Source organism: Aquimarina sp. AD10 (assembly GCF_003443715.1).
Classification (GTDB): domain Bacteria; phylum Bacteroidota; class Bacteroidia; order Flavobacteriales; family Flavobacteriaceae; genus Aquimarina; species Aquimarina aggregata.
Genome location: NZ_CP031965.1, coordinates 4405256 through 4431122, shown reverse-complemented (window position 1 = coordinate 4431122; position 25867 = coordinate 4405256). Strand labels below are relative to the sequence as shown.

24 protein-coding genes are annotated in these 25867 nt (G+C 33.0%); 12 read left to right on the top strand and 12 right to left on the bottom strand.

The genetic code is table 11. The annotated features are described in order from the left end of the window. Positions 1-48: 48 nt before the first annotated feature. Positions 49-972: a ketopantoate reductase family protein gene (locus D1816_RS18325; RefSeq protein ID WP_118504733.1), complete on the bottom strand. Its 924-nt coding sequence runs from the start codon at positions 970-972 to the stop codon at positions 49-51. 108 nt (positions 973-1080) lie between these two features. On the opposite strand from D1816_RS18325, the gene D1816_RS18320 reads away from it, so the two are divergent. The 7 genes from D1816_RS18320 to D1816_RS18290 all read left to right on the top strand — a co-directional run bounded on the left by D1816_RS18320 (position 1081) and on the right by D1816_RS18290 (position 5756). Beyond that, on the top strand, positions 1081-1959 hold the full coding sequence (locus tag D1816_RS18320; protein WP_118504731.1) for an ABC transporter permease: 879 nt from the start codon (positions 1081-1083) through the stop codon (positions 1957-1959). A 10-nt stretch (positions 1960-1969) separates the two neighbouring features. Continuing rightward, on the top strand, positions 1970-2797 hold the full coding sequence (gene lgt, locus D1816_RS18315) for a prolipoprotein diacylglyceryl transferase (RefSeq protein WP_369886578.1): 828 nt from the start codon (positions 1970-1972) through the stop codon (positions 2795-2797). 3 nt (positions 2798-2800) lie between these two features. Further along, positions 2801-3208 carry a hypothetical protein gene (locus D1816_RS18310; protein ID WP_118504727.1) on the top strand — a complete coding sequence of 136 codons (408 nt, stop codon included), beginning with the start codon at positions 2801-2803 and terminating at the stop codon, positions 3206-3208. Continuing rightward, the gene (locus tag D1816_RS18305; protein WP_066315928.1) at positions 3189-3455 is read left to right on the top strand and encodes a DUF3098 domain-containing protein; all 267 of its coding nucleotides are present in this window, start codon (positions 3189-3191) and stop codon (positions 3453-3455) included. Before D1816_RS18310 ends, D1816_RS18305 begins: the two co-directional genes overlap by 20 nt. Positions 3456-3514: 59 nt before the next feature. Continuing rightward, positions 3515-4309 carry an undecaprenyl-diphosphate phosphatase gene (locus tag D1816_RS18300; RefSeq protein WP_066315925.1) on the top strand — a complete coding sequence of 265 codons (795 nt, stop codon included), beginning with the start codon at positions 3515-3517 and terminating at the stop codon, positions 4307-4309. 10 nt (positions 4310-4319) lie between these two features. Further along, a complete protein-coding gene (truB, locus tag D1816_RS18295) occupies positions 4320-5027 on the top strand; it encodes a tRNA pseudouridine(55) synthase TruB (RefSeq protein WP_066315922.1) in 708 nt (235 codons plus the stop codon). Between the two features lie 117 nt (positions 5028-5144). Continuing rightward, positions 5145-5756, top strand: a complete 612-nt coding sequence (locus D1816_RS18290) for an energy transducer TonB (protein ID WP_118504725.1) — start codon at positions 5145-5147, stop codon at positions 5754-5756. Here the strand turns inward: D1816_RS18290 and D1816_RS18285 are convergent. Further along, positions 5753-6367, bottom strand: a complete 615-nt coding sequence (locus D1816_RS18285) for a thioredoxin family protein (RefSeq protein WP_066315909.1) — start codon at positions 6365-6367, stop codon at positions 5753-5755. The genes D1816_RS18290 and D1816_RS18285 overlap by 4 nt on opposite strands. A 171-nt stretch (positions 6368-6538) precedes the next feature. On the opposite strand from D1816_RS18285, the gene D1816_RS18280 reads away from it, so the two are divergent. Both D1816_RS18280 and D1816_RS18275 read left to right on the top strand, forming a co-directional pair. Next, entirely contained in the window at positions 6539-9787 is a 3249-nt protein-coding gene (locus tag D1816_RS18280; RefSeq protein WP_118504723.1) for a S41 family peptidase, read from the top strand. Positions 9788-9798: 11 nt separating this feature from the next. Continuing rightward, entirely contained in the window at positions 9799-10362 is a 564-nt protein-coding gene (locus D1816_RS18275) for a DNA-3-methyladenine glycosylase I (protein ID WP_118504721.1), read from the top strand. A gap of 7 nt (positions 10363-10369) precedes the next feature. Here the strand turns inward: D1816_RS18275 and D1816_RS18270 are convergent, their stop codons facing one another. The 7 genes from D1816_RS18270 to D1816_RS18240 all read right to left on the bottom strand — a co-directional run bounded on the left by D1816_RS18270 (position 10370) and on the right by D1816_RS18240 (position 22112). Next, a complete protein-coding gene (locus D1816_RS18270; RefSeq protein WP_118504720.1) occupies positions 10370-13717 on the bottom strand; it encodes a VCBS repeat-containing protein in 3348 nt (1115 codons plus the stop codon). Between the two features lie 195 nt (positions 13718-13912). Beyond that, positions 13913-15418 (bottom strand): RagB/SusD family nutrient uptake outer membrane protein, encoded by a 1506-nt coding sequence (locus D1816_RS18265; protein ID WP_118504718.1) that lies wholly within the window; start codon positions 15416-15418, stop codon positions 13913-13915. A gap of 9 nt (positions 15419-15427) precedes the next feature. Next, a complete protein-coding gene (locus D1816_RS18260) occupies positions 15428-18517 on the bottom strand; it encodes a TonB-dependent receptor (RefSeq protein ID WP_118504716.1) in 3090 nt (1029 codons plus the stop codon). A 782-nt stretch (positions 18518-19299) separates the two neighbouring features. Continuing rightward, positions 19300-19953, bottom strand: coding sequence for a uracil phosphoribosyltransferase (upp, locus tag D1816_RS18255; RefSeq protein WP_118504714.1), 654 nt, complete (start codon positions 19951-19953; stop codon positions 19300-19302). Between the two features lie 38 nt (positions 19954-19991). Further along, complete coding sequence (gene aat, locus D1816_RS18250; RefSeq protein WP_118504712.1) at positions 19992-20630, bottom strand: leucyl/phenylalanyl-tRNA--protein transferase; 639 nt, start codon at positions 20628-20630, stop codon at positions 19992-19994. Positions 20631-20845: 215 nt separating this feature from the next. Then, complete coding sequence (locus tag D1816_RS18245) at positions 20846-21226, bottom strand: DUF3127 domain-containing protein (RefSeq protein ID WP_066315890.1); 381 nt, start codon at positions 21224-21226, stop codon at positions 20846-20848. A 10-nt stretch (positions 21227-21236) separates the two neighbouring features. Next, a complete protein-coding gene (locus tag D1816_RS18240; RefSeq protein ID WP_118504710.1) occupies positions 21237-22112 on the bottom strand; it encodes a flavin reductase family protein in 876 nt (291 codons plus the stop codon). Positions 22113-22231: 119 nt separating this feature from the next. On the opposite strand from D1816_RS18240, the gene D1816_RS18235 reads away from it, so the two are divergent. After that, positions 22232-23422: a HAMP domain-containing sensor histidine kinase gene (locus D1816_RS18235; RefSeq protein WP_066315886.1), complete on the top strand. Its 1191-nt coding sequence runs from the start codon at positions 22232-22234 to the stop codon at positions 23420-23422. Positions 23423-23518: 96 nt separating this feature from the next. Further along, positions 23519-23878: a hypothetical protein gene (locus D1816_RS18230; RefSeq protein ID WP_082832495.1), complete on the top strand. Its 360-nt coding sequence runs from the start codon at positions 23519-23521 to the stop codon at positions 23876-23878. A 15-nt stretch (positions 23879-23893) separates the two neighbouring features. On the opposite strand, the gene D1816_RS18225 is transcribed toward D1816_RS18230, so the two are convergent. The 3 genes from D1816_RS18225 to greA all read right to left on the bottom strand — a co-directional run bounded on the left by D1816_RS18225 (position 23894) and on the right by greA (position 25307). Next, complete coding sequence (locus D1816_RS18225; protein ID WP_118504708.1) at positions 23894-24304, bottom strand: thioesterase family protein; 411 nt, start codon at positions 24302-24304, stop codon at positions 23894-23896. A 3-nt stretch (positions 24305-24307) separates the two neighbouring features. Beyond that, positions 24308-24697: an HIT family protein gene (locus tag D1816_RS18220; protein ID WP_066315880.1), complete on the bottom strand. Its 390-nt coding sequence runs from the start codon at positions 24695-24697 to the stop codon at positions 24308-24310. A gap of 133 nt (positions 24698-24830) precedes the next feature. Beyond that, complete coding sequence (gene greA, locus D1816_RS18215; RefSeq protein WP_066315878.1) at positions 24831-25307, bottom strand: transcription elongation factor GreA; 477 nt, start codon at positions 25305-25307, stop codon at positions 24831-24833. 120 nt (positions 25308-25427) lie between these two features. On the opposite strand from greA, the gene D1816_RS18210 reads away from it, so the two are divergent. Continuing rightward, complete coding sequence (locus D1816_RS18210) at positions 25428-25859, top strand: hypothetical protein (protein WP_066315876.1); 432 nt, start codon at positions 25428-25430, stop codon at positions 25857-25859. Positions 25860-25867: the final 8 nt, after the last annotated feature.

Here is a 25867-nt window from a genome sequence, read left to right as displayed (position 1 = left end):
AGACCGCAAATTTACTAAAACCCCAAAGGTTTTGGAAACCTTCGAGCTTTATTTACGTGCTTTTATTTCCATTGGCGCTAAACAGCTATAAACAAAGGTGTTTACCGGTGTAGAAACACCTAGTCTTTTCCCTTCATTTACAATATATCCATTAAAATTTTCAAGTTCTGAAGGTCTTCCCTCTAAAATATCTCTTTGCGTAGAAGCTGTTGAATCAAAAGGTTGTTTACCAATAAAATTCATAATACTATCTACAATGGTTGTAGGTAACGCCACACCTTTGGCAATACCAACCTTATAAATTTCGGTCGCTGTTTGCTCTAAAAGCTTTTTGACATCTGGAGCCTCATACATTTCTCCGATAGATGCTCTAGTTAATGCGCCTAAACCACTAACTGTAGCAATGAACATAAATTTGGTCCAAATAGCCACCCCAATATCTTCTGAGATTGTATTCTTAAATCCAGCTTTATCAAATATTTCCTTTACCTTATGTAAACGATCTGTTTTTTTCCTATCCAATTCTCCAAAAACAACTTCGGGTGTATGTCCAAAATGCGAAATAACACCAGGACTTTCAATTTTACTATAAATCCTACATAATCCACCCAAAACATGTTCCTTATCCACTACAGACACTAACTTTTCTGCATTATCAGCACCATTTTGTAATGGAATAACAACAGTATCTTCTTTTAAAATTGGTTTGATTAGCGCCCCAGCCTCTTTGACTTGCCAAGATTTTGTGCAAATTAATATCAAATCAGCCTTTTCAACCTTATCAATCGAATCAGTAACCATAAATGGGTGAGCTATAAAGTCACCAGCGATACTTTTGACTTGTAGTCCATCTTTGAGAATAACTTCTAAATGTTTTCCTCTTGCTACCAAAGTCACCTTTTGACCAGAATCAATAATTTTTCCTCCAAAATATCCTCCAACACCTCCTATACCAATAATTACTGTATGCATAATTAAATTATTTCGTAAATAAGATTGTTTTCAAGTATACGTTATTCCTTTATAAACCAAAGTTAATTAACTATTCTTTATTATTTTTACTGCAAAATCGAATTATTTATGAGCTCTTCTTTTGAAAAATACCAAAAACGACGACTAATTTCTTCTTATTTTTCTGTAGTTATTAGTATTTCGTTAGTGTTATTTTTATTAGGTTTATTAGGGTTGTTAGTCTTAAACACCAAAAAAGTTGCTGATCATTTTAAAGAAAAGATTGCTCTAACGATATATATGAAAGATTCTGCAAAAGATGTAGAAATTAAGCAGCTCGAAAAAACCCTTGCCCTTGCAGAATACACAAAGTCTACTACTTTTATTTCTAAAGATGAAGCAGCAGAGGAGCATAGTAAGGATATAGGTGAGAATTTTATGGATTTTTTGGGTTACAACCCGCTTCAAAACTCTATAGATGTATTTCTAAAGGCAGATTTTGTAGATGCTGCAAAAATTGAAGACATCTCTGCATCTATTACGAAAAAGAATTTTGTCGACGAGGTAATTTATGATAAACCTCTTATCTCACTATTAAATGACAATATTAAACGAATTAGTTTTTGGGTACTACTGATCAGTGGTATTTTTACATTTATCGCCGTCCTTTTAATTAATAGTTCGATTCGGTTATCGGTATATTCAAAAAGATTTATTATTAAAACCATGCAAATGGTCGGGGCAACTAAAAAGTTTATTCGTAAGCCATTTGTTTGGAAAAGTGTACGCCTTGGTATGATCGGCGCTATAGTTGCTCTTATTGGTGTAGGTGTTGTACTATATTACATTAACAAAACTTTTCCCGAACTAGCACTACTTGATGATGAAATCTTGCTTATCATTCTGTTTGCAGGAGTATTTGGGCTAGGAGTACTTATCACTTGGATTAGCACCTTTTTTGCTACGCAACGTTTCTTAAATTTAAGGACAGACGAATTGTATTATTAATCCAATTTTTATGGGAGTTATAGAATGGAATGTTGATCCTGAAATTGTAAAGCTATTTGGCACATTTCCTTTAAAATACTATGGGTTACTTTTTGTTACCGGACTAGTATTAGGATATTTAATTGTTAAAAGAGTTTATATATTTGAGAAAATTCCTGTTGAAAATCTCGAAAAACTTTCTACCTATTTATTCATAGGGATATTAGCAGGTGCACGAATCGGGCATTGTCTTTTTTATGATTTTGCTTATTTTTCTAAACATCCTTTAGAAATCTTTCTTCCTTTTCAAATTACAAATGGCAACTGGCATTTTACAGGATTTGCAGGGTTAGCAAGCCATGGTGGCACCATTGGTGTGATCTTGGCTATTCTATTGTACTATTACAAAACTAGAGCTTCCTTACTTAAGATATTGGATCTTGTAGCCATAGGTACGCCCATAACAGCCGCCTTTATACGTTTTGGAAATTTTATGAATTCTGAAATCTATGGCAAACCAACAGGAGGAGACTACGGGGTAATCTTTATGAAAGATGATATGATCCCTAGACATCCAACACAATTGTATGAAGCCTTTTCTTATCTTATTATTTTTGGATTATTATGGTATGTCTACAAAAAAACAAACTTAAAAAAACGTAGAGGATTTATATTTGGCCTTTTGCTCACTACCTTATTTTCTGCGCGATTATTTTTAGAAATTTTTAAAGAAAATCAAGTAGCATTTGAAGAGAGTATGTTATTAAATATGGGGCAAATATTAAGTATTCCATTCATCATCATAGGAATTGTATTAATCATAGTTAGTAGCATAAAAAACAAAATCGAAACAGTTTAAACAATGGGAAAAATAGCAAAAATCTGGTTTTGTATTGTTTTGGTAATTTTTATAGGATTTATGGCAGTTGTTATCCAAACATTTAGACCCATACGTAATGTACAACCTGACGACGTAATGCAGGTTCCGGGTGTAGTAACTCAAATTGCCGAAGCTCCAGGTTTTGATATTGCGATCACTCTAAAAAATGATCAACATTATTACTATATCAATCGTGGGTTAACACAAAATTTAACCATCGACCAGCTTAACAATACTATCTTAAATAAAAGTGTGACTTTGTATACTATTAAAAGATGGACTATCTTTACCCGCGATGGAAACATGGGACATGTTTCTAAATTAATTATTGATGGTAAGGTCATTTATAATGAAATAAAAAACGATATCCATGAGCAAACAAAAAACTAAGAACGTACAACATAAACATGATTATGTTTTTGGAAAGAAAAACTACATTGTAATGGCTATAGGAATAGCTGTTATTGCTCTTGGCTTTATCCTTATGGCAGGTGGCGGCAGTGATGACCCCAATGTATTTAATCCTGCTATCTACGGATTTAGACGAATTAGATTAGCACCTACGATTGTTTTAATTGGTTTTGGAATAGAAGTCTATGCTATCCTACTAAATCCCAACAAGGCTAAAAAAGAATAATCTAGATACTTTTTATATTAGTGTAGGTTATATATTTGCATCGAATTTAACAAAACTACATGGAAACCATTGATGCAATCATTCTTGGTATAATACAAGGACTTACAGAATTTTTACCCGTTTCGTCTAGTGGACATTTAGAACTTGGCAAAGCCATTTTAGGAGACAACAGCATTCCTGAAGAATCTTTACTTTTTACAGTTGTTTTACATTTTGCTACAGCATTAAGCACTATTGTTGTTTTTAGAAAAGATATTCTGGAGATTGTAAAAGGTCTTTTTCAATTCAAAAAGAATGAAGAAACTCTATTTTCCCTTAAAATAATAATCTCTATGATCCCTGCTGTACTAGTAGGCTTATTTTTTGAAGAACAATTAGAACAACTCTTCGGAGGTAACATTATGTTTGTAGGCTTTATGCTGCTCATTACAGCAGCACTTTTATGGTTTGCAGACAAAGCAAAAAGCACCAGGAAATCTGTAAGTAGCTCTAACGCTTTTATTATTGGTGTTGCACAAGCTATTGCTATGCTACCAGGAATTTCAAGAAGTGGTGCTACAATTTCTACTTCTGTATTATTAGGAAACGATAAAACCAAAGCTGCGCGCTTTTCATTTTTAATGGTAATCCCCTTAATTTTTGGAAAGATTGCCAAAGACATTTTAAGTGGTGATCTAGCGTTTTCTTCAGAAAACAGTACCCCAATAGCATTAGGCTTTATAGCTGCCTTTATTTCAGGGTTATTTGCCTGTACATGGATGATTTCTCTAGTGAAAAAGAGCAAGTTAACTTATTTTGCCGTATATTGTATTATCGTTGGTCTATTGGCCATCGGTTTTGGTTTTACTAAATAGCCCCACTATAATGCTAACCGAAAAGGATTATAAAGACGGTCAGATTCTTCTGATTGACAAAGAATTACAATGGACTTCTTTCCAAGTTGTGAATAAGCTTCGTTGGCTGATTCGAAAGAATTTTAATATCAAAAAAATAAAAGTTGGGCACGCAGGAACTCTGGACCCCCTTGCATCAGGTTTACTTATTATTTGTACCGGAAAATTTACGAAACGTATTCAAGAGTTTCAGGGTCAAGTTAAAGAATATACTGGTACGATTACACTTGGAGCAACAACTCCGTCTTACGATCTTGAAACAGAAATAGACAAAACATTTCCCATTGATCAAATTTCTGAAACTGAAATAAAAGAAGCTACCACACAATTCATTGGTGAAATTGATCAATATCCACCAGTGTTTTCAGCTTTAAAAAAGGACGGTAAACGATTATATGAATATGCTCGAGAAGGGGAAACAGTAGAAATTAATTCTAGAAAAATTACTATAAACGAATTTGAAATCACAAGAATCGAACTACCAGAAATTGATTTTAGAGTTGTTTGTAGTAAAGGCACATATATCAGATCATTAGCACATGATTTTGGAAAGGCTTTACAAAATGGTGGACATTTAACAAGTTTAAGAAGAACAAAAATAGGATCATTTTTAGTAGATGATGCTATTACAGTTCAATCTTTTGAAAACCAGTTACCGACAAAAGTTGAAACTACATAAAATATTGTAATAAAAAATTAGTTATACATACCTATGGAGTTTATAGAAAAACATAAAGCGCTGATAATCACATCTATGCTGATGGGGATTTTTGTTCTTAGCCTTTATAATATCAGTATGATAAAAAAGCAAAAAGCACAATCAGAAATTTTAATGGAAATTCCTGAAGAGTTTTTAGCAGAACAAGAAGAGGAATTAGAAGAAGAGGAAGTATTAGAGGAAGACAGACAACTTATTGCCTCTAAGAGAACCCATAGTGCCTTTAATGAAGATTTTGAAAATCATGATGAAATAGAGCAACGAATTAAATCCCTTACAGAGTCCGAAGAACAAGCATCTCAAGAAGTTGAAGAAACACAGATAAATGAAGGAGACGTTGCTATCGATGAAAAAACTGACAATATAGATGAACAAAAGGAAGAAGCCACTTCTACAGAAGAGACTAATAATAGAAATAGTTCTCTGACCTATAGTTTAAAAAACCGAAAATCTGTAGAACTTCCTAACCCTGTATATACTTGTGAAGGTAGTGGTAGGGTAGTTGTGAAAATTGAAGTTAATAAAAATGGCTATGTAACCAATACGAAAGTTGATAAGAAAAGATCAACAACTCGTAATGAATGCCTTTTTGATAATGCTATGGAATATGCGAGAAAAGCTTTGTTTTCTAGAACTACTATAGAAAAACAAGAAGGCACTATTACGTATTATTTTAATTACAGTAATTAGATTAAAGAAGAAAGGTCTTCAGCAATATTTGCTCCTTTATCTTTATTATACCATACTTGTAGGCTCTCTTTAAACTCAGCATCAAGCCCGCCATGTTTTGCCTTATAATCGTTTACTAATTGGGTAGCAACAGATGGTCTTGGTCCCCAAGAGTTGATCACCTTTTTATTTTGTGTATCGTAGGCTATTAACTTTGGAATTGATTTTCCGCCGTTAGTTAAAAAATTATTCATCAATTCATCATTATCATCTCTAGATATAATTCTTAGATCTATGCCTTCGTTTAACTCTGCTAATTTGTTAATTACAGGTAACGATTGCGCAGCATCACCACACCAACCTTCTGTTAATACTAACCAGGTTACTTTTGTCTCTGCATTTGCAAAACTTTCTTGTATAGCTTCATCAATCTTTAGAGTTTTATCCAACCTTTTCATTCTTCTATCATTAAGCATACTATAATTTGTCAGTGCTTCAGATTGTTCATGACCAGTAGATTTATCTTCTACTAATAAATCGCTTACTAATTTTCTATATTCTGGATAAGTATATGAATCTGCAATTCCTTGCTCGATTAATGTAGTTACTGTTTTGTTTATTGTTTGGCTCATATTCGTTTTTTTGTCTAAGAGTATGACGTTTAAAATTTAAAAAACTTACAATCGTATATACTAATGAAATTAAAAAGATTACTCCTTTTAACAAAGATTAATAAAATTAAATGAGCGCGTTTCTTTTTTTTTAATATTTTCATTTCTTCAAAATTTAAGGGGCACTTTTTTATGAAAAAATTATGTTTTATCATCGCGATATTTGTCTATATCGTTAGTACAGCGCAAGGAACACAATTATTAAGACAACCTACAATTTCAGACACAGAAGTTGTTTTTGTATACGCTAATGATTTGTGGAAATCTTCATTGCAAGGGGGCAATGCTATACGATTAACCAGTAATGAAGGAGCAGAGTTTTCTCCTCATTTTTCTAAAGATGGAAAAACAATAGCTTTTACAGCCCAATATGATGGTAATACAGATGTTTACACTATTCCATCTGGAGGAGGAGAACCTAAACGTTTAACTTGGCACCCTGGGGGTGATTTTGTTCAAGGTTGGACTCCAGAAGGGACTATTCTTTTTCGTTCGGGAAGAGAAAGTCATCCCACGCAAACAAATAAGTTTTATACCGTTTCTCCTAAAGGAGGATTACCTCTTCCGTTTGGAATCCCGAGAGCAGGTTCTGGAGAAGTATCACCAGATGGAAAACACGTTGCATACGTACCCTTTACCTCTTGGGACTTAGAATGGCGTAATTATAGGGGAGGTCAAGCATTTCCGATATGGATTGTAAATTTAGAGACGAACAACCTGACAAAAACTCCTCAAACTACTAAAGAGAGACATTTAGATCCTGTTTGGATCAACAATACAGTGTATTATCTTTCAGAACGTGATTATGTAAGTAACATATGGTCCTATGATATCGTTTCTAAAACTGAAAAACAAATCACATTTCATAAGAAATTCGACATCAAAAGTCTAGATGCTCATAACAACAAAATTATATACGAACAAGGTGGTTATTTACACCTTATAGATCTTCAGAACGCTAGTACTAAACAATTAGAAATCCAGGTACAAGGTGATATGAATTTTGCTAGACCTAGATGGGAGAATATAACTGCGTCTCAATTAACAAACGCGAATATTTCTCCTACAGGTAAACGAGCTATTTTTGAACACCGTGGAGAGATATTTAGTGTTCCAAAAGAAAATGGAACCTGGCGTAATTTATCTAATGCACCAGCTTCTGCAGAACGTGCTCCTATATGGTCGCCAAAAGGAGATAAAATAGCTTGGTTTTCTGATGCAAGTGGTGAATACAAACTAGTCGTTACAGATCAACAAGGAAACAATAAAAAAGTATTTGATCTGCCCAATCATACTTTTTATTTTCGACCAGATTGGTCTCCTGATGGATCACATATAGCTTATTCTGATACAGATTATAACATCTGGGTTATTAATCTAACTAATGGAAAAGCAAACAAAGTAGTTTCTGACAACTACGCACATCCCAATAGAACATTAAATCCTGTATGGTCTCCTGATAGTAAATGGATTGCCTATCCAAAACAATTAAAGAGTCATTTCAAAGCAATTTTTGCTTATAACATAGATTCTAAAAAAACTATCCAATTAACCGATGGAATTGCTGATGCTATAAGTCCTATTTGGGATAAAACTGGAAAATACCTTTATTTCTTGGCCAGTACAAATTATGGACTACAATCAGGTTGGTTAGATATGAGCTCATATGACACAGAAGTTGAAAGAAGTTTATATGCTATTGTTCTTTCTAAATCAGACAAAGCTCCTAATTTACCAAAAACCGACGAAGAGGTATTAGAAAAAACAAGTGCTGAAAAAGATGAACCTAAAGAGAAAGACGACTCAAAAAATGTTGTTACAGTAACTATAGACGCAGATGGTATTTACAATCGTATTGTAGCCTTAAAATTAGAAGCACGCCAATATGCCGGATTAGCAAAAGGACCTGATAATGTTATTTTCATAGCTGAAAACGTCCCTAATGAGCCCGAATTAACGATTCACAAGTACACCATAAAAGATATGAAATCTGAAGTCTTTGCTAAAGGCGTATCAGATATGATAACCTCATCAGACCGAAAAAACACTTTATTACATCAAAAAGATTCATGGAGGATTGTAAGCACTAGTGCAAAGCCCAAACCTGGTGACGGAAAGCTTAAAATGAATTTAAAAGTAAAAGTAAATCCTACAGAAGAGTATCATCAAATTTTTAAAGAAGGTTGGCGCTATATGAGAGATTTCTTATATGTAAACAATACACACGGAGCCCCTTGGGATGAAATATACAAATGGTATTCACCTTGGATCAAACATGTAAGACACAGAACCGATTTAAACTATGTGGTTGATATTATGAGTGGAGAAATTTCTATAGGACATTCATATGTATCTGGGGGAGATACTCCTAAAATCGATCGAATACCTGTTGGACTACTTGGTTGTGATTTTGAAGTTAATAATGGCGCTTATAGAATTACAAAAATTTATAGTGGTGAAAGCTGGAATCCAGATCTAGAAGCTCCCTTATCACTTCCTGGCATTGATGTAAAAGAGGGGGACTATATTTTGAGTATCAACCATCAAAAATTGGATCTTAGTATAAATCCCTATAGCTTATTAGAGCAAACCTCGGGTAGAGAAACTACTCTTACAGTAAGCAGCTCTCCTTCCTCGACAAATACAAGAGAAATTCTTGTAAAACCTATTCGCAGTGAGCGAGGATTACGAACGTATGATTGGATCGAAGCTAATAAAAGAAAAGTAGATAAATTATCTGGTGGTAAATTAGCATATGTATATGTACCCAATACAGCAGGTCCTGGTTTTACCTCTTTTAACAGGTATTATTTTTCACAACAAGATAAAAAAGGTGTTATTATAGATGAGCGTAATAATGGGGGTGGTTCTGCAGCAGATTATATGATCGATATTATGTCCAGAGAACTTTTAGGGTACTTTAATAGTAAAACACATGATAATCGCCCTTGGACAACACCTATAGCTGGCATTTGGGGACCTAAAGTAATGCTTATTAATGAACGAGCAGGTTCTGGAGGTGATTTATTACCCTATATGTTTCGTGCTAAAAAAATAGGACCTTTGGTAGGAACAAGAACCTGGGGTGGCCTTGTAGGTACATGGGATACTCCTCGTTTTATAGACGGAGGTAGAATGGTTGCCCCTAGAGGTGGGTTTTATGATGTTAATGGTAATTGGGCAGTAGAAGGCGAAGGAGTTGCTCCGGATATCGAAGTTATACAAGATCCAAAATCTGTACTACAAGGAAAAGATCCACAATTAGAAAAAGGAGTTGAAGAAGCCATGCGTTTATTAAAGACTCAAGAATTCAAAATTAAAGCAGAACCTACAGCTCCAATACGCTGGAAACGTCCTGAAGGCTATCAAACAGACAATTAATTCAAATTAGTATGGACAAACATAGGTGTGGGTGGTGTGTAGGCGATGCATTATACGAAAATTATCATGATAACGAATGGGGAACTCCTCTTCATGATGAGCAACTTTTATTTGAATTTCTAGTACTCGAAACTTTTCAGGCAGGATTAAGCTGGATTACAATTCTACGTAAAAGAGATAATTTTAAAGTTGCCTTTGATAATTTTGATTATCAGATTATAGCAAATTATGATGATCGTAAAAGGGAAGAATTGATGCAAAATGCGGGCATTATTCGTAATAAGTTAAAAATAAATTCGGCTATATCCAATGCTCAAAACTTTATAAAAATTCAAAAAGAGTTTGGTAGTTTTGACGCTTACATATGGGCTTTTGTAAATCAAAAACCCATTAAAAATAATTGGAAACATCACAAAGAATGTCCAGCAACAACAGAGATTTCGGATAAAATCAGCAAAGATCTTAAAAAAAGAGGTTTTAAATTTGTAGGCTCTACTGTCATGTATGCTTTTATGCAAGCTATAGGCATGGTCAATGACCACACTACTAGCTGTTTTAGATATAATGAGGTTTAAGTAATACTTACTCCTCTAATTGTGCATTGTATTTAATAAACTGTAAAAAATCATTATTCTTTACAGAAAGAATGTAGTCCTGTTCTTTTATTTTTATCATTGCTAGGTCTTTTACATCTCCTCCTGTAAATAAACCACTATCTACTGTAGGCACAGAAGTAAAAGAGCCTTTACCATTTCCTAAAAGAAGAACGCCTTGGCCTGCATCTGCGCGAGGAGTTTCTACTTCTGAAGCATATAAATTTCCTCCTGCTACTACATCTAGATGACCATCGTTATTAAAATCTTTGATTAACATTTGATTTATAGGCGATAATTGGGCTTCATTAGGAAGTTCATGTATTTCAAACTTTCCATCTACATTTTCTAAATAAATACTTGCAAATGATTTTACTTGATAATGAAGTCCTTTTTCTAGCTTTTTCTCATCGTAAACATCAGTTAATGTAGCTGTCGAATACTCTTTATAGTTTTTGAATTTCTTTTTAATTGATGGTATTTGCTCTGATGAACATTCTCTCCCTCTCACAGGGTATTTTTTACCTTCATTGTAATAACTCAATACAATATCGTTTCTTTTATTACCATCAAAATCATTAAAATAAATATCAAAGGTTTCATCTTCCTTTGCTTTATATTTATAGTTTAAGCCAAGATTACCTACCATAAAATCAATATCGCCATCATTGTCAAAATCTTCATTTGCAATACTAAACCACCAACCAGCAGTATCTTTAAGTCCTAAACTTTCTGAAACATCTTCAAAATTACCTTTATTATTTCTTAAAACTTTAATCGGCATCCACTCACCAACAATAACAAGATCATCCCAACCATCTTTATCATAATCTACAAAGGAAGCTGCGGTAACCATTCCAAATTTTTCTTTAAGCATCGGAGCTACTTTTAATGTAACATCTTTAAACTTAGGAATTCCCTTGTCACTTACATTCTCAAGAATATGACTAACAGGTGGGTAAGGATAATTTGTAGGTAATAATCTTCCTCCTACAAAAAGATCTAAATCTCCATCATGATCAAAATCGTTCGTATACACTCGACCACCACTTGTGATCATATGGGGTAATGCATTCGTACTTTTTCTAAAATTACCGTTACCATCATTAATATACAGCCGGTCTTGCAACATATTACTATTATATCCAAATTCGTTACCTCCGCTTACGATATAAAGATCATTATCGCCATCATTATCTGGATCAAAAATCAATGCTCCCATATCTTCGAAAGCTCGATCAGCAATCAAAATTTTAGTTTTCTGCTGTTCAAAACTACCATCAGGTTTTTGAAAAAACATACCTCCAGGATATTTTGAAGCTGCACCTATATAAAAATCATCTAATGTATCGCCATTTAAATCACCAACGGCTATACCTGGACCGAATTGCGAAGTTTTATGAGGTAATAATACTTCTAACTTAAAGTCATTAAATCTATTTTCTTTGTGCTTGTACAAAACAAGTGTATCAGAAAAGCTATCAAATAAATGTTTTTTGTCAGGGTTATTACTTTCTGCTATTGCTTTAGAACCTTCTGAAAAATCAAGAGTAATCGTTTGATTTACGGCAACATCTTTTATTATTTGTTCATTTCCGTTTGGCCAAATAACTTTGAGCTCATCTATTGTATTTAATGTCCCTAAACCATAGTGTAACTGTGGAGCTACAGAGGATTGAAAACCTCGACTTAAAGTCAGCTCTTGAGTCTGTATAAGTTCCTGAGATTTAAGAATTACTTTAGCTCCTAATCCGAATTTATTTTTATCACTACCCTTTAATTTAACCGTTAGATAGTTATTAATTTGTGAACTTGTATTTTCGAATACGGAAGGCATTTCATCTATATTATTCGTAATAATTTCTAAATCTCCATCATTGTCAAGATCAACATACACCGCCCCATTAGAAAATCCTTTATGCGAAATACCCCAATAGTCATTGGCTTGTTCGAAGGTTAGATCTTTTTTATTACGAAATACATAATTATCAATTTTTTCTGAAGGAATTCTAAGGCTTTTTACCAAGAGACTATCCTTGTTTTTCTTTTCTCCTTTTAAAGCAGCAAAATAATCTTTGTTGTTAATTTCTCTTCTGGTTCCATTAGAAATAAAAATATCTTTAAAACCATCATTATCTAAATCTGCCCACAAAGGAGCCCAACTCCAGTCTGTTGAAGATAACCCTGCCAGTCTTGATATATCACTAAACTTTGGCGTTTTATCTTTAAGGATTCCCGAATTAAGTTGTAAAGTGTTTTGCATATATTGATACTGAAAACCAACTTTCTCAATATTTTCGAACAATTTGGGGTTCATACTAGCCATATTTGCTTTTGAACGTCTATTTGAGGCTGCATCCATATCCATTTGTAGAATATCCATCAACCCATCATTATTAAAATCGGCTATATCCACTCCCATTCCGTAAAATGATGTATGCTCTGTTGATTCTTTAATAGCATTTTTAAAAGTTCCATCCTGATTATTTAGATATAAGCAATCAGGTGTACCAAAATCATTAGAAACATATAAGTCAGGCCATCCATCCTGATTAAGATCACTTACTGTTACACTTAATGACAAACTATATAATCTTACATTTGATTCGTTGGTAACTTTAGTAAAATGTCCTCCATCATTTCGATATAGGTTATCTGTTTCTTCATCTGTTACCCTATCCATTCGCATTTTATAATTATAACTATTATATTGAAAAGGAGTAATTGGATAATTTGCTACATATACATCTAGATCTCCATCTAAATCATAGTCAAAAAAGGAGGCATCTACACTATTACCAATATCGTTTAGGTTATATTCTTTTGCTTTTTCAGTAAAAGTCATATCTCCATTATTTATAAATAACAGATTATCTTTAGGATTTGATTGCCCAGCAACCATACAATAAATATCCAAATAACCGTCATTATTTACATCTGCCATAGTTGTCCCTGTAAACCATCGGTTATCACCAGATATGCCTGCTTTAGCTGTTATGTCCTCAAACTGTAGATTTCCTTTATTTAAATATAGTTTGTTTTCAACCATATTTCCGGTAAAGAAAAGGTCAATGAGACCATCATTATTAATATCTCCTGCAGAAATACCTCCGCCCATATAGAGGTAAGGGTACGTAAAGTAATTTAAAGTATCATTTTCAAGAAGATTGTTAGAAAACTTTATTCCTGTACTATCTGCAGCTAGTTTTTTGAAAATTTTGACATGATTTACCTTAGCATCAGTACTATTATTTTTTGTTGGTTTGGGGTCTTTGTCACAACTCCAAACAAAAAAAATAAATAACACTCCAACTATATATCCCGTAACCTTTTTCATAGCATCAAAAAATTAAAAAGTACCAACTACCATAACATATATACTTAATGATAGTTTATTGATAAATGCTAAAGTAAATATTTATGAAAGAAATGTCCTTTTCTTACACAAAAAAGAACGTAAACTATAAAAAGGGCAAAGACAGACATGTCTCTGCCCTTTAAAAAACAAATCAAACTACTCTATATTAGCAATTTAGTATCCTGGATTCTGATCCGAAGAATTTAATTCTTCATTCGTATCAATTTCGACCTGCGGTATTGGCATTAATCGATGAACATCAGGATTATATCCTCTTGGGTTACCGTTATCGTCTGTGGCTAATTCTTGCGCATCTAAATCCCATCGGATTAAATCATCAAATCTTTGTTGTTCTGCACATAGTTCAACCATACGCTCATGTACAATTGCTCTAAAGACATTATCCGGAGTATCTACTGGATACCCCCTAGAATCCATTTCTGCTGATCCGTATAAAGGAAGTTCTGAACGTGTTCTTAGTTGATTTAGAAAAGTTATTGCTTGTGGATCGTTTCCTAACCTATTTTCAACTTCAGCCTGCATCAAAACTACATCTGCATATCGTAATACTCTAGCATTTGTCGCTCCTTCTGGTACCGTTGCATTATTCTCGTACAATTGTGAAAATTTAAACCAAACGTTACCATCGTCTTTTATCTGATCATTGGCTGCCCCAAAGGTATCACCAGGTTGTAAAATAGCATCTGCTAATCTATGATCATCATCTTCAAACTCATCTATCATTTTTTGAGAAGGTCTTGCATTTCCCCATCCAGAATATTCTTGAGCATGAAATGTTACTTCGGCAACTCCTTCACCATTTGCATTCCATTGCGCATTATTTTCTGCCTCTCCATTAAAAATAACTTCAAACATGGACTCATCATTAAACTCTCCGCCATCATTAAAATTATCTCTATAGTTTTCTTTAGATAATAAACTATATCCGGATACTTGAGCTAAAGCAGTTTGGGCTTCATTATACATTTTTCTTTGTAAATATACCTTACCTAACATTCCAAAAGCCGCACCTCTTGTAGCTCTTCCATTCTCTGTAGCACCTTTACTAAACAACATATTAGACGCCATCGTAAGATCGTTAATAATAACATCATACACTTGATCTACTGTAGACCTTGGCACACCCGTTATTGACGTTTCTGCCTCAAGTTCTAAAGGCACACCACCATATCGTTTTACCAGAATAAAATAAAACAATCCTCTAACAAATCTTGCTTCACCAATTCTATTAGTAACATCGGCATCTGTAAAATCTGAATTTGCCACTCTATCTCTTATCAATTGCTCATTACGAATTAAAAAATTACATCTTGCAATACCATTATAGGCTTGTGTCCATAACAAAGCTGTTTGATCTAATTCTGGTGAAATTCTATATTCATAAGACGGTAAAAAATTTGGATCCCCAGAAGGCACCATCTCATCTCCAAAAGTGTCGGGTAAAATATATCCAAAACGTTGGTATAAACCTTGCGTTTGGAAATGCACATAAGTAGCATTTGCTGCAGAAGCTAAGCCTGCTGCATCAAGCGTACTAAAGAATGTAGCCTGCGGAATCTCATTATTATTCAATACAACAGCATCATCGTCACATGATACAATGAATAGCATAGCCACTACCATTGTACATGTTAATTTAAGAATTAATCGCTTTTTCATAACTTTATTTTAAAATTCAATTTGTAGCCCTGTTAAAAAAGTGACAGGTTGTGGTCCTCTTCCTCTATCGATATTAAGGCCTTCGATAATACCTGCAGCGGAGTAAAAAGGTTCAATTTCTGGATCTAACCCAGAATAATCTGTAAGTGTAACAAGGTTTTGAGATTGCACATAGACTCTAATTTTACTTAAATGTCCATTAAAAGCTCTATCCAAAACATTACTAGATAACGAGTACCCTAAGGTAACATTTTTTAACCTTGCATAAGATGCATCCTCAACAAAACGTGTTGATATATCATTATTTGTGTTTCTACCAAATCTAAACCTAGGTACATTAGTAACATCTCCTGGAGCTTGCCAACGATCTAAAACTTCTACACCTCTATTTAAAACACCTTCTTGTCCTTGTAGGTTAAAAACATTAGTATTAAAAGCATCTGCTCCTTGAACACCTGTAATTAATGCAGATAAGTCAAAACCTTTATATGCAGCATTTAGGTTTATTGCATATGTAAAATCAGGATTAGGATCACCAATAATAGTTCTATCTTCATCGGTAATATCTCCATCACCATTTATATCTCTGTAACGAACATCACCAGGTCTAACTAAATAAGATGCTGTAGATGTTCCTGAAAAATCATCAAGATTATCGGCTCCTAGATCATCAATTATATCTTGCTCTGTGGAATACACCCCATCAAATACTAGTCCGAAGAAGTGATACAAAGGCTCTCCTACAGCTAATCTACTCACACTCGCTTCAAGAGGGTTAATACGTCCTTGTAAGATCTGATCGTTACGACCAATACTTTTTACTTCACTTTCGGCAAAAGTTATATTAGCACTTGCTCCCCAAGTAAAATCTCCTTCATTATCGGTATATCCTAAAGTTAATTCGAATCCGTCAACTTGAATATTTGCAGCATTTCTAATTACAGGTAAACCAGCATTACCACCTCCACCACCTATACTAGGTCGTGTAGGTTCAGAAACTAAAAGATCATTACTTTCATTGATAAAATAATCTCCAGATAATGTTACTTTATTGTTCCATAACCCTAAATCAAAACCAAAATTTTGTTTGATCCCTTCTTCCCATTTTACATCAGGGTTTGCAATACCACTTAATCCACTGGCTAACTGCGTTTGCCCTCCAATCGGATAGTTTAACTGAAAAGCTACATTAGCATTAGCAACATCTCTTGGAATTCTATTATTACCTGTAACCCCATAACTCGCTCTTAATTTCAAGTTATTAATTACTGGATTATCTATTAAAAATGACTCTTTTGAAACTACCCAACCTATTGACGCTGCAGGAAACCATCCTACTTGATTATTTGGTCCAAACAGTGATGATTTATCTCGTCGAATAGATCCTGAAACTAAATACTTTCCATCATAGGCATAATTTAAACGACCTAAATATGAAATCAACACCTCTTCTTCTGTTAAACTACTTGTACCACCTGTTCCAACTAACTCATTTATTAAATTTGTAACATCATTTGTACTTGAAGCCGTTAAAGTCTGAAATTTAATATCCTGTCTTTCAGAAACCAATGTTGCACCTATATTATGCACATCTCCAAAAGTATTGTTGTAACTTAAAGAATTTGTAAATATTCTTGATATTTGGTTTGCTCTAGTTTTAGAAATATCAGTATTTGGTTTACTAAATTGCCCTCCTTCATCATATGCTCTAAGAATATTATCTTGTAAGAAGTAAAAAGCATCTAAACCAAATTGCGTTCTAAATTTCAACCCTTCGAGTAATTCATACTCTGCATATAAAGAACCAATAATAGATGTATTTCTTGATAAATTATCATCAGAGTCCTGAACACGAATCTGGTTTCTAGCATTATTGTTATCTGCATCGGTTTGTCCAGAAAATGACCCATCAGCATTTCTAATAAGTGTATATGGTGCAGAAGCTAATACGTTTAATAATGGCTCCCTACCATCACTCACTTGAGGTGCTACTCTTTCTGTAAAACCTAAAGCAAATGTTTCACCGACTTTAAACTTATCGGTAATTTTAAATTCACTATTTGCATTAAAAGTATATCGTTTAAAATTAGTATCTATGTAAATCCCATCCTGATCAAACACAGAGGCTCCAAAACTATAAGTCGCTTTCTCTGAACCACCTGAAACATTAAAGTCATGACTAGTAATTGGGGCACTACGAAATAATGCGTCCTGCCAATCAGTCTCTACTCCATTACCATTAAAATTTGGGTTATCATTTATAATATCAATGGTTGTACCTCCTGCATTAGGCACTTGTCCTTGTGCATTAATCTCACTAATATACTGAATATACTGCGCAGTATTTAATACATCATATCTTTTATTAGAACGTTGCCATCCAGTATATGTATTGAAATTAAATTTTGGTTTTCCTTCCTTCCCTTTATCTGTTGTTATAATAATAACACCGTTTGATCCTCTAGAACCATAAACGGCAGCCGCAGCCGCATCTTTTAACACATCAACCTTTTTAATTGATGCAGGGCTAATATTACTAATACTTGTAGTAAAAACACCGTCTACAACATAAAGTGGGTCTCCGTTACCAAATGTACTTAATCCTCTAATTCGAACCGCATTTCTTTCACCTGGTGAACCCCCATTAGTTACGGTAACCCCTGCTGCTCTACCTTGAAGTGCTTGTCCGATATCTGTAGAAGGAATCTCTGCCAATTTTTCAGATGAAATTGTGGATATAGAGGTTGTTAAATCAGATCTTCTTTGTGTACCATATCCTACAACTACTACTTCGCTTAAGGCCTCGGCATCTTCAACGAGTACAATATCAATAACCTCTCTATTTTGGATTGGAATTTCTTGAGTAATAAATCCTAAATAACTTATTACCATTATAGCATCATCGGCAAAATTACTAAGCGTATATCTACCATCAAAGTCTGTTTGCGTTCCATTTGTAGTACCCTTAACCACTATACTAGCCCCTGGCAAAGGTGTTCCCGAACTTGTAACTTCTCCTGTAACTGTTTGTCCAAAACCTATATTTATGGACAATACAATTAAGACGAAAAGTAATTCTCTTACATATTTTGCATTCATTTAGTTTGTTTTAAATTAATCATATTATTAGTGAGTAGATTTTTAATATTTTATCGACCAAATTTATTTTGTTAAAATAAACAAAAGTTAATGAGGTTTTGATAAGATCGTTTTACAAATAAAACAGTGTAAAGCATAATTTTATATATACTGACAAGTATTTTACTGTGGTTAAACCGTACGATTTTAATTGTATAAACCCCTGTTTATCAAATTTTTATATTCAAAAAAAATGGTGTTTTCTTACTTTAAAAAAATATTAACTTTTGGGTTATTTGATATTAACACTAAATAAGAGTTTGTTAATAAATTGTAAAGGAATTATGGTCTTTATATTACGCAAAAATGAAGTCAAAAAATCTTAAAAACATTAAGAATAGTTTAGATCTTTCACAAAGTAATTGTATAGTTCACAAAAAGCAGCACAAATCTTTCTCTTTTTATCATTCTCCTAGATACCATATTAAGAACTATTATTGTCAAATCGTTTCTTTATATCATAAAACAAAAATTGAATTCTAAAGATTCACCGTATTATTTTGAATAATTCGTATTAAAAAACACAAATTACTTTTTTGTTATTTATGATTTGACAGTCTCTTTTAAAAGACTCATGAGAATTTTGATATGAGGAACATTGGGAACCTACTATGAAGAATCATATTCTAATTACTTAAGTCACTTAAGTTCTTCTTTAAAAAGTAATTATCGTCTTGGGTTTTCTATCTCAATATGGCAGTAGTGTTCTAGTTAAGCTAAAGATAAAAAACTATGGTAAGAGACTATATTTTAACTCCGTAAGATAGATCTCCTGCATCTCCCAAACCAGGAATGATATAACTCTTTTCATTAAGTTTGTCATCTATAGCACCTATCCATAAATGTGTATTTTTTGGAAACACTTTTTGTATATATTCTACACCAGTTTTAGAACCAATAACTGAAACTATATGTATTTGTTTAGGTATACCATTTTCTTTAATGGCATTTAACGTATTTTCTAGCGTTTTTCCTGTAGCGAGCATAGGGTCCGCAAGAATAACAATTTTATCTTGAATCGAAGGGGAGGCTAAATATTTTATGATAATTTCGAAATTGTCTTCATTATTTTTATGATGTCTATATGCTGAAATAAATGCATTTTCTGCACGATCAAAATAATTAAGTAGCCCTTGATGCAACGGTAATCCGGCCCTTAGAATTGCAAATAATACAAGTTTATCATAAGGAACAGACATCTTTATCTTATCCAAAGGAGTCTGAATAATTCTTTCTTCAAAGCTAAGAAGTTTACTTAATTCATAACCCAAGATTTCTCCAATACGCTCAATATTTCTTCTAAATCGCATGGCATCTTTTTGTATCTGTACATCTCTTACTTCTAAAATAAATTGATTTAAAATTGAATCTTCTAATCCTAAATTATGAATGATCATCCTTGTGTTATTTTAAAACAGTTTAAAAATGGTGTTTTTTATTTTAAAAATGTCAAGAACTCTGCTCTTGAAATTTCTCTTGCACCTAGACTCGCCAAATGATCTGTATACACTTGACAGTCAATTAAATTTACTTCTTTTTGTTTTAACCATTCGACCAATTTAATAAAGCCAAATTTAGATGCATTATTTACTTTAGAAAACATACTCTCTCCGCAAAATATTTTTTTATCGGCTAACCAGATTCCATAAAGTCCTCCTACTAGTTCACTATCAAACCAAACTTCTACAGATATCGCATATCCTAATATGTGCATTTTTTTATAGGCTTTTTGCATATCATTTGTTATCCATGTCCCATCCTGCTCTACTCTTTTAACTGTTGCACAATTATATATAACAGTATCAAAATCCTTGTTAAATGTAACCTCGAACTGATCTTTTCTTAATAATTGCTTCATACTTTTACTTATATGTAGCTCTTTAGGAAACAACACCATTCTAGGATCTGGACTAAACCACAATATAGGTTGATCTTCGCTATACCAAGGAAAAATACCATTGGTATAAGCTTCTACTAATCTATCAGTTGATAAATCTCCACCCACAGCTAATAATCCATCAATATCAGCATGGTTCACAGAAGGAAATTGTAATGTATTTGTTAAGATATACAAAATAAAAAAGGAGATGTTTCTATAACGTTAAATATCAATTACTTGTTTGAATTAACCAAAATAATCCCAATATTTGTTAAGGCCTTTTAAGATAAATTTTGTTCATCATTGCTTTTTTGAGTTTTATTAAAAGGTTAACCTAAAACTATAATATGAAAAGTCCGATATTTCTATCGGACTTTTTACTTTTAATATACATGAAGAACTATAATAGATTAAAATGGTAAATCATCATGTTCGTCTTGAGTAATGTTTGTAGCTGGTTCGAAAGCGTCTGCTGGCGGCACTGCTGCTGGTGCTCCACCTGAAGGTGCGGCTGGCTGTAAACTTTCTATTCTCCATCCTTGTATTGAATTAAAATACTTAGTTTCACCTTGTGGGTTTACCCATTCTCTACCACGTAAATTGATGCTAATTTTTACATCATGTCCAACTTGAAAAGGATTTAATAAGTCACATTTGTCCTGAACAAACTCTACCATGATATGTTGTGGATATTGCTCTTCAGTAGTTACTACTATTTCTCTCTTTCTAAAACCATTACTACCAAAGGTTTGTGTCTCACCGATCATTTTTACTTTACCTTGTACTTCCATCTCTACTATATTATAATTTTGCTGATAAAATATTCCATGCTGTATCTATATCATCTTGATCTAGATATTGCTTTGCAAATCTATGAATTTCTATTTGGTTAGCTTGCTCTATTCTAACCTTTATATCACTATGGTTATTAACAAATTGCAAAGCCCCTGTTTTTTGGGGTATCTTTTCTACATTTGCCAATTTACCTAAATCGTTTCCTGTAAAAACATTGCTATTTTTTATAGTCAAAGGTAACTCATCTACACCTATACCAATCGTACTAAGAGGTTTAGGGACTTCAAACATACCTTTATTAGCCCTGGTATACCAATTTCCTCCCATTCGAGCTACTTGATCTATTTTATGTTGATCTATTTTCCCGTCTTCATCTAATACATTTTTGTTTACATGCATTAAAAGCACTTCACAAATAATTAAATTCCCTGCACCTCCTTCTTCTCCCATTGCTACAATTTCATTAACCTTACACTCAAATTGCACTGGTGATTCTCCTACACGATATGGAGAAACTTTCTCTGATGCAACCATTGTAAGTCCAGATTTTTCAAATTCATTAACTCCTTCGGGGTATTCTGTACTTGACAACGACATTTGTTGTACAATATCATAGTTTACAATATTAATCACAACTTCTTTTATCGCTTTTACATTTTCTAAAGTATGCTTTATTGTATTGTCTCTAACTCTACGCGCTGGAGAAAAAATAAGTATTGGCGGATTAGCGCTAAAAACATTAAAAAAGCTAAAAGGAGATAAATTAGAGTTTCCATCGGCATCTATTGTACTAGCAAATGCAATCGGTCTTGGACCAATCGCTCCAAGCATCATACCGTGTAATTTTCCTATTGAAACCTCAGAAGGATTAATTTTGATCATAATTTATATTATATTCAACAAAGATAATTAAAGTTTAGAACAGACTTTTAGTATTAAGGTATATGGGCAATAAAATTGTCTAAAAACGTTTATATTTAAGATTTAGTTAACGGGTCTATATGAATTTCTCTGATGAGCGCAATTTTTCAAGCTATTTTATTATTATAGCTGTTGTAGTAATAACAGCTTTAGCTTTGTGGAGTACCTCTCTATTTTTAGAACGCTTTAAAGATGATGAACGTACTAAAATAGAAATATGGGCTCAATCACAAGAAGCTTTAAATTCTGAACAGTCTGATGATTATCTAGAATTATCTATTTTAATAAGTGCTACAAATCGATCAATTCCTATAATAATTACCGATTTTAAAGGAGATTTTATTAGAGATTCTATAGGGAAACCAGACCCTAGTTATTTCCAAAATATATCAGAAAACATAATTGAAAATGAGAGTAAATTAACCTCTTATTTAAATAATCTAAAATCTCAGAATAAGCCTATAGAAATAGATTTAAGAGATACGGTACAATATATTTATTATGGGCATTCTGATATTTTAAATAAATTAAAATACTACCCGTTAGCCATCGCTCTAATTTTACTTCTATTAATAGGCGTTATCTATTTCTTTTTCACAACTTCTAATGCCAGTAAAGAAAATAAACTTTGGGCAGGTATGGCAAAAGAAACTGCTCACCAAATAGGTACACCATTATCTTCATTAGTAGGTTGGAATGAAATTTTAAAAGCCGAAAATGTAAATCCTGAATATATTATAGAAATTGAAAAAGATATTTCAAGATTAAAAGTAATAACAGAACGCTTTTCAAAAATAGGATCTATCCCAAAATTAGAAGAGGTTGATATTGTGCAAGAAACTAAAGATGCCTATACCTATTTACAATCTAGAAGTTCGAAATTAATCAATTTCTCTATCAATCTACCTAACGATCCAATTAATGTATCTCTTAATTCTCAATTATATAGCTGGACAATAGAAAATCTAGTAAAAAATGCCATTGATGCAATGCGAGGAAAAGGAGATCTTAAGATTGAATTAACTGATGACCCAAAACGAGTATTTATTAAAGTTCATGATACCGGAAAGGGTATTCCTAAAAGTAAATTTACAAAAATATTTGAGCCAGGCTACACCTCTAAAACAAGAGGTTGGGGGCTAGGGTTATCCTTAGCTAAAAGGATCATTGAAGAATATCATCCCGGAAGAATTAGAGTACTTAGATCCGAAATAGATAAAGGATCAACTTTTCAAATAACACTTCCAAAATCGGGTATCGATTCTTTATAATATTTTATAAAAGTGTAAGATTAAAGACCAAATAGTATAACAATATTTTCTACAAAACGTTATACAAATCTACTTAGCTATTAAATCATATAGATCGTGAAAACCGAATATATTACATTAAAAGAAACCACTCTTACCAATAACTGCCCTGAATGTTACTCTACTGATGGAATGGTACTTTCTTTTAAACAACAAAAATTAAAAACGAAGTTTCTGATTAAAACAAAGAAACATATCATAGATCATATTGAGTGCACAAAGTGTGAAAATCAAATCTACCCTGGACAGTGGACTCTTGATATTGAACGAGTATATGAATATCATAAAAAGACCATTACATCTATCCCATCATCGACAAAATTTACCGGGCTGTTTTATAGTCTACTCATCATAGTACTACTTATCGTAGGGTTAGGATACACATATTTATATCATCCAGATATTTTAGGAATCTAATAAAATAAATATTCCTCAATATTTAGACATTACCTGTCGCAATTCTTCTGTAATTAGAAAAGTTTTGTCAATGTTAAAATCAAAACAAACCGCTACATCATGACCTTCTGCACAGAGTAATCCTTCATCATTATAAAGATGATGATACAAACCAAAACTTGAGTTCTTTATAAATTCGACTTTGGTTTTAATAGTTACGTTTCCAGGAAAAAAAAGAGGATGTTTAAAATCACATTTAGTTGATACTAACATTGGCCCTTTTTTAGTTTCAGAATACAGCTTTGCTAAGCCTGTAACATCCCAAAATTGAACACGAGCACTTTGCATATACTTCATGAAATTTACATTATTAACATGTTGATATGTGTCCATTTCGCTCCAATCTATTCTAAGAGTCAAGGATAATTTAAACTCTAAATCTTGCATTACTTATAAATTAGATTGAATTTCTAAAGCAAGTGCTTTAAAGTCTGATTCTTCCATAGATATTTTATGCTGAAATGTCATTTCTTTCATTTCATTAATTGGGATTAAGTGGACATGAACATGCGGAACTTCGAGCCCTACAACGGCAATCCCCACACGTTTGCATGACACCGTTTTTTCTATAGCCTTAGCTACTTTACGAGAAAAGCTCATTAAACCTAAATACGTATCTTCATCAAGGTCAAATATTTTATCTTCTTCTATTTTTGGAATACAAAGCGTATGCCCCTTTGCATTAGGGTTAATATCTAAAAATGCAAAGAAATTTTCATCCTCGGCAACCTTATAGGACGGAATATCGCCATTAGCGATTTTAGTGAACAGGGTAGGCATTATAAAATTTTAGTTGGATTATGATTCCGAAATATAGTTCTTTTATCTGTATTATACTTATCTCTAAATCATAAAAAAGCCTTTTTTGATTATTCTCAAAAAAGGCATTAAATATTCTTTAATAAACATCTATTTATTCTCTTGAAATTTCAACAATATCAAATTTCATCACTCCATTAGGCACCTGAATTTCTGCTATCTCTCCTACACTTTTACCAAGTAGTCCTTTACCTATAGGTGAATCTACAGATATTTTTCCTGTCTTAAGATCGGCTTCACTTTGTGCCACCAATTTATACGTCATTTGTGCTCCATTAGTTTGATTTTTGATCTTAACGGTAGAATGCACTAATACTTTAGAAGTATCTAGTTGGGATTCATCAATTAATCTAGCATTAGCTAACGTAGCTTCCATTTTAGAAATCCTCATTTCTAGAAGACCTTGTGCTTCTTTTGCTGCATCATATTCAGCATTTTCACTTAAATCTCCTTTATCACGTGCCTCGGCTATTGCCTGAGATGCCTTTGGGCGTTCTATATCTTTAAGTTGATTTAATTCATCTCTTAACTTTTTTAGCCCTTCTGCAGTATAATAAGATACTTTGCTCATAACTTCATCGTTTATATAAATACAAAAAATCCCACGAGAATGGGATTTGTTATCCAAAGATAACAAAAAATTTACGGAAGATTACAAATTTACGTATTTTGGCAAAACAATAATAGTCTTATGAAAAAGTTAGTATTTTTATTCGCTGCTCTTTTAGTATTATCCTGTAGCGGAGACGATGATCAAAACAACCCTTTCCTGCCTAATATAGCGGTTAATTTTCAAATTAACCTTGACCTTCCCCAATACAATAATCTGAGGTTTCCGGGAGGTATTTTTGTGGATAGAACAGATGGAAGAGGAATACGAGGTGTGATTATCTATAATCAAAATGACCAGCAATTTTTTGCATACGAATTAAGCGACCCGAATATATCTCCTAGTGATTGTTCTGCTCTTAAAGTTGAAGGCACTAGAGCTTCATCTAATTGCGGAAATGAAAATCTTTATGAAATCGCATCATTTGGACAGCAAATTAGAGGAGAAGGAGGAAACCCACTCTTAGCATACCGTGTTACAAAGAATGGTAACACATTGAATGTGTCAAATTAGGTAAACTC

Bases quoted from the DNA above. Each gene is read 5' to 3' on its own strand.
- D1816_RS18260 (WP_118504716.1), bottom strand. From the start codon at position 18,517: ATGAATGCAAAATATGTAAGAGAATTACTTTTCGTCTTAATTGTATTG.
- greA (WP_066315878.1), bottom strand. From the start codon at position 25,307: ATGAGCAAAGTATCTTATTATACTGCAGAAGGGCTAAAAAAGTTAAGA.
- D1816_RS18225 (WP_118504708.1), bottom strand. From the start codon at position 24,304: ATGCAAGATTTAGAGTTTAAATTATCCTTGACTCTTAGAATAGATTGG.
- D1816_RS18305 (WP_066315928.1), top strand. From the start codon at position 3,189: ATGAGCAAACAAAAAACTAAGAACGTACAACATAAACATGATTATGTT.
- D1816_RS18300 (WP_066315925.1), top strand. From the start codon at position 3,515: ATGGAAACCATTGATGCAATCATTCTTGGTATAATACAAGGACTTACA.
- D1816_RS18270 (WP_118504720.1), bottom strand. From the start codon at position 13,717: ATGAAAAAGGTTACGGGATATATAGTTGGAGTGTTATTTATTTTTTTT.
- D1816_RS18310 (WP_118504727.1), top strand. From the start codon at position 2,801: ATGGGAAAAATAGCAAAAATCTGGTTTTGTATTGTTTTGGTAATTTTT.
- D1816_RS18265 (WP_118504718.1), bottom strand. From the start codon at position 15,418: ATGAAAAAGCGATTAATTCTTAAATTAACATGTACAATGGTAGTGGCT.
- D1816_RS18210 (WP_066315876.1), top strand. From the start codon at position 25,428: ATGAAAAAGTTAGTATTTTTATTCGCTGCTCTTTTAGTATTATCCTGT.
- D1816_RS18235 (WP_066315886.1), top strand. From the start codon at position 22,232: ATGAATTTCTCTGATGAGCGCAATTTTTCAAGCTATTTTATTATTATA.
- D1816_RS18275 (WP_118504721.1), top strand. From the start codon at position 9,799: ATGGACAAACATAGGTGTGGGTGGTGTGTAGGCGATGCATTATACGAA.
- D1816_RS18320 (WP_118504731.1), top strand. From the start codon at position 1,081: ATGAGCTCTTCTTTTGAAAAATACCAAAAACGACGACTAATTTCTTCT.
- D1816_RS18290 (WP_118504725.1), top strand. From the start codon at position 5,145: ATGATAAAAAAGCAAAAAGCACAATCAGAAATTTTAATGGAAATTCCT.
- D1816_RS18325 (WP_118504733.1), bottom strand. From the start codon at position 972: ATGCATACAGTAATTATTGGTATAGGAGGTGTTGGAGGATATTTTGGA.
- lgt (WP_369886578.1), top strand. From the start codon at position 1,970: ATGGGAGTTATAGAATGGAATGTTGATCCTGAAATTGTAAAGCTATTT.
- D1816_RS18245 (WP_066315890.1), bottom strand. From the start codon at position 21,226: ATGGAAGTACAAGGTAAAGTAAAAATGATCGGTGAGACACAAACCTTT.
- upp (WP_118504714.1), bottom strand. From the start codon at position 19,953: ATGATCATTCATAATTTAGGATTAGAAGATTCAATTTTAAATCAATTT.
- D1816_RS18220 (WP_066315880.1), bottom strand. From the start codon at position 24,697: ATGCCTACCCTGTTCACTAAAATCGCTAATGGCGATATTCCGTCCTAT.
- D1816_RS18285 (WP_066315909.1), bottom strand. From the start codon at position 6,367: ATGAGCCAAACAATAAACAAAACAGTAACTACATTAATCGAGCAAGGA.
- truB (WP_066315922.1), top strand. From the start codon at position 4,320: ATGCTAACCGAAAAGGATTATAAAGACGGTCAGATTCTTCTGATTGAC.
- D1816_RS18240 (WP_118504710.1), bottom strand. From the start codon at position 22,112: ATGATCAAAATTAATCCTTCTGAGGTTTCAATAGGAAAATTACACGGT.
- D1816_RS18280 (WP_118504723.1), top strand. From the start codon at position 6,539: ATGAAAAAATTATGTTTTATCATCGCGATATTTGTCTATATCGTTAGT.